This window comes from Actinoplanes sp. HUAS TT8, assembly GCF_051380535.1.
In the GTDB taxonomy this organism is placed as follows: domain Bacteria; phylum Actinomycetota; class Actinomycetes; order Mycobacteriales; family Micromonosporaceae; genus Actinoplanes.
This window is the reverse complement of record NZ_CP195646.1, coordinates 7,425,153-7,439,670: the sequence shown is the minus strand read 5'-3', so window position 1 is coordinate 7,439,670 and position 14,518 is coordinate 7,425,153. Positions and strand designations below refer to the sequence as shown.

The following is a 14,518-nucleotide window of genomic DNA, read 5'->3' as shown; positions in this document are numbered from 1 at the left end:
ACCCGCCGCCTCTGGGGTCGCGGAGGCGGCTACGGCTTGAGCTTGCTGATGGCGGTGATCTCGTCGCTGGGCAGCGCCTCCTGATAGGCCCGCACATCCGTGACCGCCCCGGCCAGACGATCGGTCCACGCGCCGTTGTACCAGGACCGGGCGATCTGAGCGGCCCCGGTCGCGTTCCACGACCGTGGATGTTCGGCGCTGTCCTCGTCTCGCCCGTTCACGAAGAGCGTGATCTTCCCCGACCCGGCGTCGTACCGGGCGGCCAGGTGCGTCCACGTCTTCAGGGCCGGCCGGCTCGTCGACGACGGCCCGTCCACGACCGGGCTCCGGGAGTCCGTCCGCGGCATGGTGAGCCGCCACGAGTCGGTCGACTTCTCGTACTTGAGGTTGAAACCGCTGCTCACCTTGCCCGGCTGGGACAGCACGCCGTGCGGACCGCTCTTGTCGGTCAGATACACCCAGGCCATCACCGTGAAGCTGCGATCGGTCCGGACCGCCGGAGCACGCCCCGCGGCGTAGCTGTCGCCGGTCGCCGCGGTCAGGCTGAGCGCTTTCGGGGCGGCGCTGCGCCAGCCCGCCGCGGAGCCGAGCGTCGCGGTGTTCCCGTTCCCGGACGCGTCGCAGGCGATCGTGCCCGCGTTCCCGTCGAGCGGCCACCACAGCGCCGGGGCGGTGTTACTGCCGGTGGCCAGGTCGGTGGTGGCCGGTGGGCATGCCGTCGCGCCGGCACCGACCGCGGTGTTGCCGGTACCAGCCCCGGTGTTGCCGGAGCCGGCTGCGGCATCGCCCGCGCCGACCGTGCCTCCACCGGCCGACGTGTTGCCGCTGCCGGCCGACGCGTTGCCATCGCCGGCCGACGCGTTGCCTCCACCGGCCGCGGCGCCCGCGTTGCCGGCCGCCGACGCGTTGCCGTTGCTTGCCGCCGCATCACCGTTGCCGATTGCCGCGCCGCCGGCGCCGCCCGTGAGCGGGACGGCAGCGTCGGAGGACGTCCGGCCTCCGGTGGCGTGCACCACGCCGGCGGCGACGGCGAGGACCGCGACCGCGGCCAGAGCCACGATTCCAGCCAGGCGACGGCGCTTTCCGCCGTACGGCGAAGGGATTTTTTTGGAGGAAAGCGAAGATTGCCCCGCGGCCGGAGCGGTGAGCCGCGCGGCCATCGCGTCGGACAGCACCGGGTAGGCGCCGGACACGGGATGACCGCCGGCCGGATGACCGTCGGCCGCGTGACCGCCGGGCGAGTGCGGCGCAGCGTGAGGGCCGCCCTTGCGCGATGCCGGAAAACCGCCGGACCCGTGCGGCGCCGGGTGAGCGCCGGGCGAGTGCAGGATCGAGAATGCGCCCGAAGGCGCATGCAGCACCGAGAACGCGCCCGAAGGGGCGTGCACCGCCGGATAGGTCCCGGACGGCGCGGCGAGCGCGGTCGGGAAGCGGCGTGCCGTCACATCGCGCAGGCGGTAGGCGAATTCGGCCGCCGAGTTGGTCGACAGCCCGTCGGAGAGCAGCCGGGCCAGCCCCGGGACGGCGGCGAGCGCGGGCGGCAGTCCACTGATCATTCCCGGACGGCCGGTCAGGGCGTGTCCGAGCAGCGCGGCGAGTGCGGCCACGTCGGCGCGGGTCGAGCGGCGTCCGGCGGCGAGCGCGAACCCGGTGAGCATCGGCCGCCCGTCCGGTGTCAGCAGCACGTGCTCGGCGTCGATCCGGCCGTGCGTCATCGGCGGTTGCGTGGCATGGGCCCAGGCCAGAGCGTCGGCCAGGACGGCGGTGAGGGCGAGCGCGTCGTCCAGCGGCATCGGCCCGACGGCCAGCCGGTCGGCCAGGGTGTCGCCGTCGACGAGGTCGGTGGCGAGCCAGGCGCGGCCGGTCGCGGTGATCCCGCCGGCCCGGACCGGCACGATGCCCGGGTGCCCACCGAGCCGGGCCGCTGATCCGTACCGGTCGGTGAAGTCCTGTTCCTGGAGGCGTCCGGCGATGTAGCCGTGGAACAGCCGCAGCACCGTCCACGTCCCGGTGTGCTCTTCCCAGGCCTGGTAGACGTCGGCCTCGGCGCCGGAGCCGATCCGGCGCAACCGGGTGTATCCGGCCGGAGTGTCGATCCCGGGCCCGCGCGTGTCGTCCACCGGCCCGGCCTCCTCATGTTCCGCAGAGTCATCGAGGAGCCTGCCGCGGACGCCGACGAGGAATCCGGCGCCGGCAGAGGACACCTCTTACTGACGTCACCGAGGAAACGCGAAAGGGGCCGCCCGGCCAACCGCCGGACGGCCCCTTCAAGATCACCGAACGGGTCAGGTGTCGCGCAGGCCCTTGAGCAGGGCGATGTCGGCCGCGTGGCCCTCGTGCTCGACCGACGGCGTCTCCACGATGATCGGCACGCCGGTCGTCGCCGGATGGTTGAACAGTTCCGCGAACGGGGCCGTCCCGATCGTGCCCTTCCCGATCGTCTCGTGCCGGTCGCGGGTCGAACCGCAGGCGTCCTTCGAGTCGTTCGCGTGGATCAGCTGGAGCCGTCCGGCCCCGGCCGCCGTCACCAGCGCGTCCAGGGTTTCGGTCATGCCGCCCGGGGTGGCCAGGTCGTGCCCGGCGGCCCAGGCGTGGCAGGTGTCGAAGCAGACGCCCAGCCACGGGTGCCCGTCGACCGCGGCCAGGTAGGCCTCCAGGTCCTGCACCTTGGAGGCCAGGCTGCGGCCGCCACCGGCGCTCGGCTCGACCAGCAGCCGGGGCAGGCCCTCGGCGGCGGCCGTCTCCAGCAGCGGCAGCAGCTGCTCGTGTAGCTGGTGCATGGCCTTCTCGGCGTGCGCCTCGTCGACCGAGCTGCCGGCGTGGTAGACGACCGCGGTCGCGCCGATCGCCTTCCCGCGCCGCAGGGCGTGCTCCAGGGTGGCGATCGAGCGTTCCACCGTGAGCTCGGTCGGTGATCCGAGATTCACCAGAAGAGAGGCATGGATGTACGCGGGCAGTTCGCGCTCGCCGATCCCGTCGCGGAACAGCGTGTCCTGCTTCGGGTCGCCGGCCGGCAGCGCCCAGCCGCGCGAGTTGGAGACGTACACCTGCAGCGTCTCCGACCCGGCGGCGTCGACGTACGGGAGGGCGGCCTTGGCCAGCCCGCCCGACGTCTTCGTGTGCGACCCGATCCGGCGGTCTAGAAGCACGTGATCTGCGCTCCCGAGCCGGGCTGGACCTGCGAGTTCGGTCCCGGGTTCTGCTGGTGGACGGTGGCGCCCGGGTTCAGCGGGTTCAGGTTGTTGACCTGGACCTGCAGACCGAGGTTCTTCAGTGTGCTTTCGCCCTGGGCGCAGGGCTGGTTGTTCACGTCGGGGACGGTGACCAGCGGCGGGCCCTTGCTCACGTCGAGGGTGATCTCGGCGTTCTTCTCCACGCCGGTGCCGGCCGCGGGGGTCTGGGCCAGGACCTGGTCGGCCGGCTGGTCGCTGTCCTTGGTGCGTTCCAGCGCGGTCAGGCCGAGTTCCTGCAGCTTGGCGCGGGCCTCGTTGATGTTGAGCCCGGTCAGCTTGGGCACGGTGATCGGGGCGCGGCCCAGGCTCAGCGTCACGGTGACCGTGTCGCCGGGCTTCAGCTCGGTGCCGACCTTCGGGTTGGTCGAGACGACCACGCCCTCCGGGACGGTGTCGCTGTAGGCGCCCTTGGCCTGCTTGTACTTCAGGCCGAGCTCCTCGATCGAGGCCTTGGCCGCGGCCGCCTCCTGCCCGGCCACGTCGGGCACCGGGTGCACCTCGGGGCCGAGCGACAGGAACAGGGTGAGCGTGTCGCCCTTGACCACCTTGTCGCCGGGGGCCGGGTTCTGGCTGACCACCGAGTTCGCCGGGACGTTGGGGCTGTACTGCCCGGGCTCGCCGAAGATGATGCCGAAGCCGGCCTTGTCGGCGGCCGCCTGCGCGTCCGCCTTCGGCAGGTTCATCAGGTTCGGGGCGTCGGTGTACCGCCCGGAGGTGACCCACCAGGTGCTGCCGGCCACGACCAGGACGATCAGCGCGATCAGGGAGACCAGGGTGACCCGGCGCCGGTCGGCGAAGAAACCCTCCCGGCCGCGCGGGTCGGCCGCGCCCCGCCCGTACGCCGTCGTGCGCGGCGGGCCGCCCTGCTCGGGCAGCCGCGCCCAGGACGGGCGCTGCCCGGCCCCGGGATGGTGATAGCCGCCCGGGACGGGCGGGACCAGCGCGGTCGCGTCGGCCGCGGGCACGGTCGGGACGATCGTCGTCGCGTCCGCGACCGGGGGCCGGCCGGGGACCTGCGGCATCATCGCGGTCTGCAGGTTGATCGCGCCCAGGCCGTCGCGGACCGCCTGGACCTCGGTGAGCAGCCGGCCGGCGTCGGTCGGCCGCTCGGACGGGTTGCGCTTGGTGGCCCGGGCGACCAGCTCGTCGAGTGCCCGCGGCAGGCCGGGAACGGTCCGCGACGGGGGCGGGACGTCGTTGTCGACGTGCTGCCAGGCGACCTCGACCGGGTCGGCGCCGTCGTAGGGCACCTGGCCGGTGAGCATCTCGTAGAGCACGATGCCGGCCGAGTACACATCCGTGCGGGCGTCGGCCTGGCCGGCCTGGACCAGCTCGGGAGCCACGTAGGCCACGGTGGCCATCAGCTGGCCGGACTCGTCCACGGTGCTCGCCTCGATGGCCCGCGCCAGACCGAAGTCGGCGACCTTGACCACGGCGTCCACCAGGTCGGCCGTCCCGCCGCTGGGTGCCTCGGCGACCAGCACGTTCTCCGGCTTGACGTCGCGGTGGACCAGACCGGCGCGGTGCGCGGCGGCGATCGCGGCGAGCATCTGCTCCAGGATCGCCAGCGCCTCGACCGCGCTCAGCTTGCGCCGCTGGGCCAGCAGGTCACGCAGGGTCTTGCCCTGCACGAACTCCATCACCAGGTAGGGCAGACCCTGGTGGCGGCCCTGGTCGTAAACGGCCACGACGTTCGGGTGGGTGAGCCGGGCGATCGTCTTCGCCTCGTCGGTGAACCGGTCGACGAAGTGAACGTTCGTGGCCTGCGACGGGTGAATGATCTTGAGGGCGACGGGACGGCCGAGTCGCTCGTCGGTGGCCCGGTACACGGTCGCCATGCCACCACGGGCGACGCGACCGGTGATCCGGTAGCGCCCGTCAATCGTTGTGCCGATCAACGTATCGGCGACTGTGGTGTCCATCGGCGTGAAGTGTATGTGTCTTTCCGGTGAGGGTGACCCAGGATGTCACAGCTGAGTCCAAACGGGTACCTGAACCCCTGTGACCTGCGCCGATTGACAGTCGCCCCGGCTGGCATTCCGGTTTTATCCGTTTTTCGGCCAGTGTCGGCGGGCGTGCCGCTGCTTACCGTCGGTGTCCCCGCTGCTCACGCCCGGGCTGGGGTCCATCGATCCGCCGGGGGTCGCGGACGGGCCGACCGAGGTGGATCCGCCCGGGTCAGAGGCGGTGCTGCCGCTCGGTGAGGGGACGGTCGGGGTCGGAACCGGGGGAGTCACGCAGTCACACTCCGGAGTGGTCACCGGAGGGCGATGAGTGGTCGCCCGCTGCGGCGCTGTGCCGGACATGTCGGTCTTTGTCGGTTCGGGCGGCGGGGCGTCCGTGGTCGTCGGGGCCGGACGGACCGTTTTCGGGCGGCTCGGCGGGCCGATCGCGTCGTCCGGGGTGCTGGTCGCCGGGTCCACCGGGGTCTCGACCGCCGGCGGGGCGGGGGCGGCGGGAACGGCCGGAGCGGCCTCGGGCCGGTCGTCGGCGGCCGCGAGACCGCGCGTGACCAGCAGATACGAGCCGATCGCGCCGACCAGCGCGAGCAGGCACAGGGCCGATACCGCAACAAATCGCCGCGGGGGTGTGGCGTTCGTCTCCGGCGGCACGGTGCGCCACTCCATCAGCGATCCGGGGAACGTGCTCAGCCCGGTCGAGGTCACGTCCGGGCCCTCGGGACGCTCTCCCGGGCGCCCGCGCAGGTCGTAGCGGACCGAGCGCCAGGCCCCGGCGAGCTCGCCGCGCATCCTTCGCCACAGGCTCATCAACTGTTCTCCGATCTGGTCTGGCACGCTGTACGCGTGAGCGAAACCGTCACTACCGAACCCACCGGATGGGTCAACCTGCCGGACGTGTCCGAGAAGCTCGGCCTGTCGATCAGCAAGGTCAACCAGATGGTCAAGGACGGCGACCTGCTCGCCGTCCGGCGCGACGGCGTGCGTCTGGTGCCGGCCGAGCTGGTCGCCAACGAGACTGTGCTGAAGCACCTGCCCGGCGTGCTGAACTTGCTCCGCGACGCCGGGTACAACGACGAAGAGGCCCTCCGGTGGCTGTACGCGTCCGATCCCGACGTCGGGGGCAACGCCGCGATCGCGCTCGGCGGGGACCTGGCCCGGGAGATCAAGCGGCGCGCCCAGGCGCTCGGCTTCTGACCTTCAAATAGATCAAATGCGGCATTTGACGTACGTCGTCGTGCTCGTCGGCTGCCTGGCCGGCGCGCTCTGGCTGGAGCCGTTCCTGCGGGTCAACGTGGTGCGACGATGGCGTCGACTGCTGCTGACGGTGCTGCCGGTGGCGGCCGTCTTCGTCCTCTGGGACCTGGGCGCGATCGCCGCCGGGCACTGGCACTTCGACCCCGAGCAGATCACCGGGATCTTCCTCGGGGGCGGTCTGCCGCTCGACGAGGTGCTGTTCTTCCTGGTCGTGCCGGTCTGCGCGATCCTCGGGTTCGAGGCCGTGCGCGCGGTCCTGCGCCGTCCGGCGGGGGACGAGTGAGTTACACCACGGCCGCGCTCATCGGCGTACTGGGATCGCTGGCTCTTGATCTTCTGATTCTGCGGACGAAGCTCGTGCGCCGGGTCGTCTTCTGGGCGACCTACCCGATCATCTTCGTCTTTCAGCTGATCTCGAACGGGATCCTGACCGGGCGCGACATCGTGATGTACGACCCGGCCGCGATCATCGGATGGCGTCTCGTCTACGCGCCCGTCGAGGACCTGCTGTTCGGGTTCGCTCTGGTGCTGAGCACGCTGTCGGTGTGGGTGACGCTGGGCCGTCGCGGCATCCAGCGCCACCCGATGGCCGGTGAGGGCCGGAGTCTGTGGGACCGGATCAGACGGAACGGCGAGTAGCCGCCTCGGCCAGCTGCCGCAGCACGTCCCGGGCCTCGTCGTCGATCGGCGCCGCGGCCAGCGCGGCCAGCGAACCGGTCATCAGCTCGTCGATCCGCGCCTCGGTCGCGGCCAGGGCACCGCTGTCCCGGATCACCGCTCGCAGCCGCTCGACCCCGGCGTCGTCCAGGCCCTGATCGCCGAGCGCGGCATCCAGCTCGGCCCGGCCGGCCGCGTCGAGCGCGCCGAACGCGGACGCGACCAGGTAGGTCCGCTTGCCCTCACGCAGGTCGTCACCGGCCGGCTTGCCGGTCCGATCCGGGTCGCCGAAGACGCCCAGCACGTCGTCGCGCAGCTGGAACGCCTCGCCCAGGGGCAGGCCGAACGCCGAATAGGCGGCGTGCACCTCGGGACCGGCACCGGCCAGCGCCGCGCCGAGCAGCAGCGGACGCTCCACCGTGTACTTGGCCGCCTTGTAGATCGCCACCTTGCCGGCCCGCTCCAGCGACGTGTCCCCGGTCGCCTGGGTGAGCACGTCCAGGTACTGCCCGACGGTCACCTCGGTGCGCATCCCGTCGAAGACCGGCCGCGCCCGGGCCAGGTCCTCCAGGGGCAGCCCGGAACCGTGCAGCAGCTCGTCCGACCAGACCAGGGCCAGGTCACCCAGCAGCACGGCGGCACAGTCGCCGAACCCGGCCGAACCGCCGCGCCAGCCCTCACCGGCGTGCAGCTTCTCGAACCGGCGATGCACCGACGGCACCCCGCGCCGGGTGTCCGACCGGTCCATCAGGTCGTCGTGGATCAGGGCGCTGGCCTGCACCAGCTCCAGCGACGCGACGGCCGCGACCACGCCGTCCGAGTCGGCGCCACCGGCCCCGCGGAACCCCCAGTAGGCGAACGCCGGCCGCAGCCGCTTGCCGCCGCCCAGCACGAACTCGGAGACCGTGGCGGCCACCTCGGCCAGCGCCGGGTCGATCGCCAGCAGCCGGTCGGTCTGCCCGGCCAGGAAATCGGTCAGCGCCTGGTTCACGCGAGGCCGGAGGCCGGCCAGCTCGAGCGGGGAAGTCGTCACGCCCCGACGCTACTTGTTCACGAACTTTCGCCGTGAAACCGGCCCGGTAGAGTTGCCGGTGTGTCACTCGGCCTCCCCTCCAAGCTGCCCGGAACGCCGTCGGTCGGCGCGCTGATCCGCGGCGCCGCCCCGACGTTCTCGTTCGAGTTCTTCCCGCCCAAGACGCCGGCCGGCGAGCAGCTCCTGTGGCAGGCGATCCGGGAACTGGAGTCCCTGCGGCCGAGCTTCGTCTCGATCACGTACGGCGCCGGCGGCACCACCCGGGAGACGACGGTCGCGGTCACCGAGCGGGTCGCCGCCGAGACCACCCTGCTGCCGATGGCCCACCTCACCGCGGTCGACCATTCGATCGCCGACCTGCGCAACGTCATCGGCCGGCTGGCCGGCGCCGGGATCCGCAACGTGCTCGCCCTGCGCGGCGACCCGCCGGGCGACCCGATGGGGGAGTGGGTGCGGCACCCCGAGGGTGTGCTCTACGCCGAGGAACTGGTCCGGCTGATCCGCGAGTCGGGCGACTTCAGCGTCGGCGTCGCCGCGTTCCCGTACAAACATCCCCGCTCGGCCGACGTGGCCGCCGACACGTCGAACTTCATCCGCAAATGCCGGGCCGGCGCCGACTACGCGATCACCCAGATGTTCTTCGACGCCGACGACTACCTGCGCCTGCGCGACCGGGTCGCGGCCGGGGGCTGTGACACGCCGATCGTGCCCGGGGTGATGCCGGTGACCCGGATGGCCACCATCGAACGCTCCACCCAGCTGTCCGGGGCGCCGTTCCCGCCCGCGCTGCTGCGCGAGTTCGAACAGGTCGCCGACGACGAGGCGGCGGTGCGGGAGCTCGGCGTCGAGAAATGCGCCGAGATGTGCGCGCGACTGCTCGACGAAGGGGTGCCGGGCATCCACTTCATCACGCTCAACCGGTCGACCGCGACGCGTGACGTCTGGCAGCGGCTCGCCCCGTCGGACGTGGCCGTGGCGGCCTAGGTGCCTTTAGTGCCGTGGGGACTGCGGTGACCTGGGACGACTACGCGATCGCGTGGTCCGGGCTGCACGGCGGATTCGACCCGCGGAAAGGGTCGCGGATCGTGCGTGGGTGGGTGCTCACGGCGTACAAAATCGGATTCTGGTTGAGCAAGAAGCGGGTGTCGCCGATGACGGTGACCACCTGCGGCCTCCTGATCTGTGTCGGCGTGCCCGCCGCGGTCCCGGTCAGCCTGCTCCTGGCCGCCGTGCTGGTGCTGGTCGCGGCCCTCGCCGACGGCCTCGACGGCGCCGTCGCGGTGGTCTCCGGCCGGGTGACGAGAACCGGATTCGTGTACGACTCGGTCGCCGACCGCATCGGTGAAGCCGCCTGGCTCGTCGCGTTCTGGATCGCCGGCGCCCCCGGCTGGCTGGTGGCCGGCGCCGGCGCCCTGAGCTGGCTGCACGAGTACATCCGGGCCCGCGCCGTCGCGGCCGGCATGTCGGAGATCGGCGTCGTCACCGTCGCCGAACGGCCCACCCGTGCCCTGATCGCCGGCCTGGGCCTGGCCGCACTCGCCTTCGCCGACCTTCCGTGGCTGCCGCCGGCGCTCTGGGCGGCGCTGCAAACAGCCGGCCTGGTGCAATTGTCGGTGGTCGTCCACCGCGCTCTGCGCTGACCTTTAATCAGTTGTCCGGCTTCGATGCCGCGCCTATTTTCTTCCTCAGCAGTAATGCGCTCTGAACTGCTGATTCGTGGTGGAAAATAGAGTTGACGGAGGTGAAACGGAATGAGCGCGGTTCTGGTTCTGAACGCCGACTGCGGGCCGCTGCACCGGGTCAGCCTCCGGCACGCGATCCGGATGCTGTTCCGTCAAGTGGCGGTGGTGCACGAGGCGCAGCCGGACGCGACCATCGGGGTCTACCAGGTGCCCACCGTGGTCCGCCTGGTCAGCTACGTGGTGACCCGCTGGCGGCGCGGACGCGGCCCCGGCTGGACGCGGGCCGGCGTGCTGGCCCGCGACAAGAAGGTCTGCGGCTACTGCGGCGACACCGCCACCACCATCGACCACATCCTGCCCCGCTCGCGCGGCGGCGGAAACGAATGGCTCAACACGGTCGCCGCGTGCGGCCGCTGCAACAACCGGAAGGGCGACCGGACGCCCGCGGAGGCCCGGATGCCGTTGCGCGTGACGCCGTACGCGCCGGCCTGGGTGACCTTCGCCTGAGAGCCGGGCGGCCGGCGGGTTTTACACGGGGACTCGCCGGCCGTCCCCCCTTCTCTTCCCTCTGCTCGCATTCCCGTCCCGCTCCCGCTTCTTCCTTGCCCCGCCTTGCGTCTTTCCCCGGGTCGTCTGCTTGCGGATGATCCGGGGATAACCTTGTCTCATGTCTGCCCCGGAACGCACCCAGCTCGACGTCAGCGGCCTGCTCAACGAGGCCGGCCACGCGCTGACCAACCGCCTGGCCACCGCGCTGGCCGAGGTCGACCTGACTCCCCGCATGCAGTGCGTGCTGCTCCATGCGCTGGAGGAGGAACGCACCCAGATCCAGATCGCCGCCGTCTCCCGCCTGGACAAGACCACGATGGTCAGCACCGTTGACGAGCTGGAGAAACGCGGGCTGGCCGAGCGTCGCCCGTCGGCCACCGACCGGCGGGCCCGGATCATCGCGGTCACCGAGAAAGGCCGGCTGACCGCGGAAGAAGGGCAGCGGATCGTCGATCGGGTGCACGAGGAGGCGCTCGCCGGTTTCCCGGCGGACTCCCGTGCGGCGTTCCTGAGCATCCTCGACGCGCTGGCCGGCGAGACGATCCTGGGTCCGCAGCCGGTCCGCCGTGCCCGCGCTTCCTCCGCTCCGCGGTAGCCCTTGGTCCGCGCGCCCTTCTTGGTTCGCGCGCCGCGTCTTGCTTGCACCCTCTTCGTCCGCTCCGAGATAGTTCCGAAGCGGATTATCTGTTACGGTCGGTCCTATGAGTCCTTCTCGTGGGGCAACACTGGCCGTGCTCTGCACGGTCGCGCTGATGATCGTTCTGGACAGCACCATCGTCGCCGTGGCGATCCCGGCCATCCAGCGGGATCTCGGCTTCACCCCGGCCGGGGTCGCCTGGGTCGTGAACGGCTACCTGGTCGCCTTCGCCGGCCTGCTGTTGCTGGCCGGCCGCCTGGGCGACCTGCTCGGCGCCCGCCGGATCTTCCTGACCGGCCTGCTCGTGTTCACCACGGCCAGCCTGCTCTGCGGCCTCGCCCCGAACGCCGGACTCCTGGTCACCGGCCGCTTCGTGCAGGGCGCGGGCGGCGCGCTGGCCTCCGCCGTCGTACTCGGCATGATCGTCCGCCTCTATCCGGAGCCGGGTCCGCAAGCCCGGGCCATGGGCATCTTCAGCTTCACCCAGGCCGGCGGCGCCGCCATCGGCTTCGTCGTCGGCGGCGTACTGACCGACCTGGCCGGCTGGCCCGCCATCTTCCTGATCAACATCCCGATCGGCCTGACCACCTGGTTCCTCGGCCGCCGCCTCCTCCCGGCCGCCCCCGTCCCCGTCCTCGCCGAGCCGACCCGCGGCCCCGCCGACTTCGTCGCGGAGCCGGTCGGTGGGCTAGCCGACCTCGGCGCCGGGCCGATCGGTGGGCGGACGGCCGGACCGGCTGACTCCGTCGTCCCCGAGCCGGTCGGTAAGTCGTCGGCCGGGACCACCGGTGCCGGGGTGCGTGGCCGGATCGACGTACTCGGGGCGGTCCTGGTCACCGCCGGTCTCTCGCTCGGCGTCTACGCCATCGTCGCGGTCGGCGAACCGGCTCCGCCGGCCCCGGCCTGGTCGCTCGCCGCCGGTGCGTTCCTGCTGGTCATCGCTTTTCTCGTACGGCAGGGCCGCGCGCCCGTACCCCTCGTCCCGCTCCGCCTGCTCCGCCGCCCGTGGCTGCTCGCCGCGAACGCCGCCGTGGTCCTGATCCTGGCCGCCGGCATGGGCTTCCAGTTCGTGAACACCCTCTTCCTGCAGCGTGTGATGGGCTTCGACACGCTCCGGACCGGTCTCGGTTTCCTCCCCACCCCGATCGTCATCGGCCTGGTGTCGCTCTTCGTCGCCGCCCGCCTGACCTCCCGGTTCGGCCCCCGGCGTGTCCTGCTGGCCGGCTTGGCGCTCCTCGCTGGCGGCCTGTCGTTGCTGGTCCGCGTACCGGTGGATCCGTCCTACGCCCGCGACGTGCTTCCGGCCCTGATCGTCATGGGCCTGGGCGTCGGCATCACCGTCCCGTCGATCATGATGCTGGCCATGGCCGGCGCGTCCGATGAGGACATGGGCCTGGTCTCCGGCCTGAACAACACCGCCCAGCAGGCCGGTGCCGCCCTCGGCCTGGCCGTCCTCGCCGCGGTTGCCGCCAGTCGCACCTCCTCCCGTCTCGCCGCCGGTGTGGCCGAAGTGCCGGCCCTGCGCGACGGCTACAGCCTCGCCTTCCTCACCGCGGCCGCTTTCGCCGTCGGCGCCCTGCTGATCGTCCTCACCGCCCTGCGCCACCTGCCGACCTCGAACCCCACCCCTTCCCTGGCGTCGCGGACCGACCTGCGAGCTGCCGGCTGAGTCGGGTGGCCTGCTGGTGCGGCTGATCCGTCGACCCTAGCCCGGCTTGAAGATCGATTTCGGTTATCCACAGTGGTTGGTTGTCCACAGGCTGTCGGCATGATCTTCGGCTTTTCTGCCAGGATGTTTGTGGGGGCAAGACCCCCTGAGGGAGGGTGGGTTCTACGTTCAGGCGGGCGCCCGCAGACCGGTCCAGCCGCCGGCTGCCGGGCCGCCGGGCCGACCAGGCCGCCGGGGCCGACCGGGGCGCTGGGGCGCCGGGCCGACCGGACCGGCCAGGGCGCCGGCAGGTGGGTCGCGCCGGCGGGGCGCCGGCATCCGGGCGCAACGGCCACCCCGTCAAGACACCGGAACCTCAGCCTCCACCCGCCCGCCGACGCCCCTTCCCGCCCGCCGTCCTCGCCCCCGATCCCGTTCCAGCCACCACTCCGCCAGCACCAGCGGAACAGTCCACCCCAGCCACGCCGCCCCCGCCGATGCCACCCAGCTGAGCAGCCCTTCGTCCCCGTGGAAGGTGGTGTCCAGCTGCGGCGTCAGCCCGATCACGAAGATCGCCCCCCAGATCCGATTGGTGATGATCGACGCGGTGAGGGCGAAGCTGCGGATCATCCAGCGTCGGTGTTCTCCGAAGCGTCGCCGGCGTGCGGCCCGCCAGCCGGCCGTGGTGACGCCCAGCCACAGCACGGCCAGGAGGACGTCGCTGGCCCGGGTGGCCGGCCCGTACGGCGTGAACGCCCCGATGGTCAGCGCGCACATCCCGCCCGGCAGCACTCCGCCGAATACGTAGATGCGGCCGATGCGCCGATGGGCGACGGGGTGTTGTTGCCGGAACCACGGCCAGATCTGCAGCACGGCGGTGCCGAGTGCGACACTGCCGAACAGCACGTGCGGTACGAGCAGCCAGTAGTGCGCCACGCCCAGTGTCGCCGGCTGGGGTACGCGGGATCGGGCCGGGTCGAAGCTCAGGTATGGCGGGATCGAGAACCCCACGAAGATCACCACGATCGCCGCGAGCGGGACGATCCATGGACGTCGCCACCATCGGACCATGTCAGCTCCCCAATCTGCGTATGGCCTACGCAGTTGAGCGTATGACGTACGCAGTAATCTGCCAAGCCCCTAGAATGTGCCGATGGTGAGCGAGCTACCCCGTACGTTGAAGGTGCTCTGGGGTGTTGCGGAGCGGCCCGTCCGCGGCCCGCAGCCGACGCTGAGCCTGGACCGCATCGTCGCCGCGGCGATCGAGATCGCCGACCGTGACGGTCTTGCCGCGCTCTCCATGGCCCGTCTCGCCGAGCGGCTGGGTTGCGCGCCGATGTCGCTCTACCGGCACGTCGCCAACAAGGACGAGCTGCTGGTCTTCATGCAGGACGCGGCCCCCGGCGAGCCGCCGGAACTGCCGGCGGGCTGGCGGGACGGGCTGGCGACGTGGGCGCGGGCGCTGCGCGCGGTGCTCTATGCGCATCCGTGGATCCTGCAGGCCACCACCGGCCGGCCGCCGCTGGAGCCGGGGCAGCTCGCCTGGCTGGACCGGGGCCTGGCCGCCTTCGCCGGGACGCCGCTGAGTCACGACGAGCGCGGCCAGATGGTGATGGCCGCGCTGTACCTGGCCCGCGGTGAGGCGCACATCAACGCGGTGCTGATGAGCGGGACGCCGGACGTGACCGAGGACTACGGCGCGCTGCTGGCCCGGTTCGTCACCGCGGACCGGTTCCCGGCGCTGGCCGAGGCGCTGGCCGCCGGCGTCTTCGCGAGCGACGAGCCGGACGACGGTTTCGAGGTCGGCCTGGCCCGCCTGCTCGACGGCATCGAGCTGTTGATCGCCGGCTCGGGGCGATGACTG

15 protein-coding genes are annotated in these 14,518 nt (G+C 71.9%); 9 read left to right on the top strand and 6 right to left on the bottom strand.

Annotated elements, in window-relative coordinates:
• Positions 1 to 29: 29 nt before the first annotated feature.
• From ACSHV8_RS32790 to ACSHV8_RS32775, 4 genes are all read right to left on the bottom strand, one after another.
• A complete protein-coding gene (locus tag ACSHV8_RS32790; RefSeq protein ID WP_436522094.1) occupies positions 30 to 2,120 on the bottom strand; it encodes a LamG-like jellyroll fold domain-containing protein in 2,091 nt (696 codons plus the stop codon).
• A gap of 165 nt (positions 2,121 to 2,285) precedes the next feature.
• Entirely contained in the window at positions 2,286 to 3,149 is an 864-nt protein-coding gene (locus ACSHV8_RS32785) for a deoxyribonuclease IV (RefSeq protein WP_436522092.1), read from the bottom strand.
• Positions 3,140 to 5,155, bottom strand: a complete 2,016-nt coding sequence (gene pknB / locus ACSHV8_RS32780) for a Stk1 family PASTA domain-containing Ser/Thr kinase (RefSeq protein WP_436522090.1) — start codon at positions 5,153 to 5,155, stop codon at positions 3,140 to 3,142. The genes ACSHV8_RS32785 and pknB overlap by 10 nt, the downstream gene beginning before the upstream one ends.
• Positions 5,156 to 5,278: 123 nt before the next feature.
• Positions 5,279 to 6,001 carry a hypothetical protein gene (locus ACSHV8_RS32775; protein ID WP_436522088.1) on the bottom strand — a complete coding sequence of 241 codons (723 nt, stop codon included), beginning with the start codon at positions 5,999 to 6,001 and terminating at the stop codon, positions 5,279 to 5,281.
• 36 nt (positions 6,002 to 6,037) lie between these two features.
• Here ACSHV8_RS32775 and ACSHV8_RS32770 point away from each other — a divergent pair, with 36 nt between their 5' ends.
• Genes ACSHV8_RS32770 through ACSHV8_RS32760 form a run of 3 tightly spaced genes read left to right on the top strand, consistent with a single transcriptional unit; the run spans position 6,038 to position 7,087 of the window.
• On the top strand, positions 6,038 to 6,388 hold the full coding sequence (locus ACSHV8_RS32770) for an Rv2175c family DNA-binding protein (protein ID WP_436522086.1): 351 nt from the start codon (positions 6,038 to 6,040) through the stop codon (positions 6,386 to 6,388).
• A gap of 16 nt (positions 6,389 to 6,404) precedes the next feature.
• A complete protein-coding gene (locus tag ACSHV8_RS32765) occupies positions 6,405 to 6,731 on the top strand; it encodes a lycopene cyclase domain-containing protein (RefSeq protein WP_436522084.1) in 327 nt (108 codons plus the stop codon).
• Positions 6,728 to 7,087: a lycopene cyclase domain-containing protein gene (locus tag ACSHV8_RS32760; protein ID WP_436522082.1), complete on the top strand. Its 360-nt coding sequence runs from the start codon at positions 6,728 to 6,730 to the stop codon at positions 7,085 to 7,087. Before ACSHV8_RS32765 ends, ACSHV8_RS32760 begins: the two co-directional genes overlap by 4 nt.
• Here ACSHV8_RS32760 and ACSHV8_RS32755 read toward each other — a convergent pair.
• Complete coding sequence (locus ACSHV8_RS32755) at positions 7,068 to 8,138, bottom strand: polyprenyl synthetase family protein (protein WP_436522080.1); 1,071 nt, start codon at positions 8,136 to 8,138, stop codon at positions 7,068 to 7,070. The two genes, ACSHV8_RS32760 and ACSHV8_RS32755, sit on opposite strands and share 20 nt — an antisense overlap.
• Before the next feature lie 60 nt (positions 8,139 to 8,198).
• On the opposite strand from ACSHV8_RS32755, the gene metF reads away from it, so the two are divergent.
• The 5 genes from metF (at position 8,199) to ACSHV8_RS32730 (ending at position 12,675) form a co-directional block, all read left to right on the top strand.
• Positions 8,199 to 9,122: a methylenetetrahydrofolate reductase [NAD(P)H] gene (gene metF / locus ACSHV8_RS32750; protein ID WP_436522078.1), complete on the top strand. Its 924-nt coding sequence runs from the start codon at positions 8,199 to 8,201 to the stop codon at positions 9,120 to 9,122.
• Positions 9,123 to 9,136: 14 nt separating this feature from the next.
• Complete coding sequence (locus ACSHV8_RS32745) at positions 9,137 to 9,778, top strand: CDP-alcohol phosphatidyltransferase family protein (RefSeq protein WP_436522076.1); 642 nt, start codon at positions 9,137 to 9,139, stop codon at positions 9,776 to 9,778.
• A 111-nt stretch (positions 9,779 to 9,889) separates the two neighbouring features.
• Complete coding sequence (locus ACSHV8_RS32740) at positions 9,890 to 10,327, top strand: HNH endonuclease (protein WP_436522074.1); 438 nt, start codon at positions 9,890 to 9,892, stop codon at positions 10,325 to 10,327.
• Positions 10,328 to 10,487: 160 nt separating this feature from the next.
• The gene (locus tag ACSHV8_RS32735; protein WP_436522072.1) at positions 10,488 to 10,964 is read left to right on the top strand and encodes a MarR family winged helix-turn-helix transcriptional regulator; all 477 of its coding nucleotides are present in this window, start codon (positions 10,488 to 10,490) and stop codon (positions 10,962 to 10,964) included.
• 106 nt (positions 10,965 to 11,070) lie between these two features.
• Positions 11,071 to 12,675 carry an MFS transporter gene (locus tag ACSHV8_RS32730; RefSeq protein ID WP_436522070.1) on the top strand — a complete coding sequence of 535 codons (1,605 nt, stop codon included), beginning with the start codon at positions 11,071 to 11,073 and terminating at the stop codon, positions 12,673 to 12,675.
• Between the two features lie 339 nt (positions 12,676 to 13,014).
• Here the strand turns inward: ACSHV8_RS32730 and ACSHV8_RS32725 are convergent, their stop codons facing one another.
• The gene (locus ACSHV8_RS32725) at positions 13,015 to 13,725 is read right to left on the bottom strand and encodes a DUF2306 domain-containing protein (protein WP_436522068.1); all 711 of its coding nucleotides are present in this window, start codon (positions 13,723 to 13,725) and stop codon (positions 13,015 to 13,017) included.
• A gap of 82 nt (positions 13,726 to 13,807) precedes the next feature.
• Here ACSHV8_RS32725 and ACSHV8_RS32720 point away from each other — a divergent pair, with 82 nt between their 5' ends.
• A complete protein-coding gene (locus ACSHV8_RS32720; protein ID WP_436522066.1) occupies positions 13,808 to 14,515 on the top strand; it encodes a TetR/AcrR family transcriptional regulator in 708 nt (235 codons plus the stop codon).
• Positions 14,516 to 14,518 lie beyond the last annotated feature (3 nt).